Source organism: Streptomyces sp. NPDC004610, from assembly GCF_040609715.1.
Taxonomy (GTDB): Bacteria; Actinomycetota; Actinomycetes; order Streptomycetales; family Streptomycetaceae; genus Streptomyces.
Map to the genome: position 1 here is coordinate 1 of NZ_JBEXLA010000097.1, position 1,055 is coordinate 1,055.

The window sequence follows — 1,055 nt, forward strand, 5'->3', positions numbered from 1 at the left end:
ATCGGACAACGTGATCGCCACAGCAGAGGGCCCCGAATGCGACATGGCAACAGGGTACTTACTAATCCTCAGGATTTCCGGCGCATCACACTAGGCCCCTTGCGTGAACGCTTCCCTGAGATCACCTTCACTCATCGGGTGATCTTGGAAGGGGGCGACAAGGACCGTAAGTCTGCTCTGTCCGCCGTATCCGCGGTGAGCGGAGGATCGGCGTTCAGCAGCGAACAGGAGGCGGCCCTGTCCCGGGGGGACGTCGACGTGGTGGTCCACTCGCTGAAGGACCTTCCCACGGCGAACCCGCGCGGACTGACGCTGCTGGCCCCGCCAGGACGTGAGGACGTGCGGGACGCGTTGTGCGGGTCGACCCTCGCGGGGCTCCGGAAGGGGGCCCGAGTCGGTACCGGGGCTCCTCGGCGGATCGCTCAGCTACTCGCCGTGCGCCCCGATCTTGAGATCGTGCCGATCCGGGGAAACGTCCCGCCCCGCTTGAAAAAGATCGAAACCATGGGCCTTGACGCCGTGGTTCTCGCGGTTGCGGGACTCCGCCGGCTAGGACTCGGTGACGCGATCACGGAAATGCTGCCGCTCGACCTGTTCCCGCCGAGCCCCGGTCAAGGGGCTCTCGGGATTCAGGTCCGCACCGATGACGACTCGACCCCGTTGCGCGCGATGCTGTCCACGGTCGGGGACGCGTCGGCCGACGCCGCGGTCCGTGCCGAGCGGTCCCTGCTCGCCCAGTTGCACGGTGGGTGCAGCGTGCCCGTGGGGGCTTACGCCGAGACTCTGCCGAGCGGGGAACTGTCCCTGGCGGGTCAGGTCACGTCGCTGGACGGACGCGAACGGGTTGCCGGGACGATGACCGGCCCGTCCGCCGAGCCGGAAAAGCTCGGCGCCGCCCTGGCCGAACAGCTCATCGACCAGGGAGCCCATTCGATCCTTGACGCGGTGCGTACTGCCCTCGGGCCTAGGGCGTGTCTTCAATTGATCTTGCGTGGTGGATCATGGTCGGGTGATACGTCGTCATGAGCTGTCTGATGAGGAGTGGGAGTTCCTCC

The 1,055-nt window shown here is 66.6% G+C and carries 1 protein-coding gene; it reads left to right on the top strand.

The features are described 5' to 3' along the window. Positions 1-99: 99 nt before the first annotated feature. The gene (hemC, locus tag ABZX40_RS41515) at positions 100-1,026 is read left to right on the top strand and encodes a hydroxymethylbilane synthase (protein ID WP_355751429.1); all 927 of its coding nucleotides are present in this window, start codon (positions 100-102) and stop codon (positions 1,024-1,026) included. Positions 1,027-1,055: the final 29 nt, after the last annotated feature.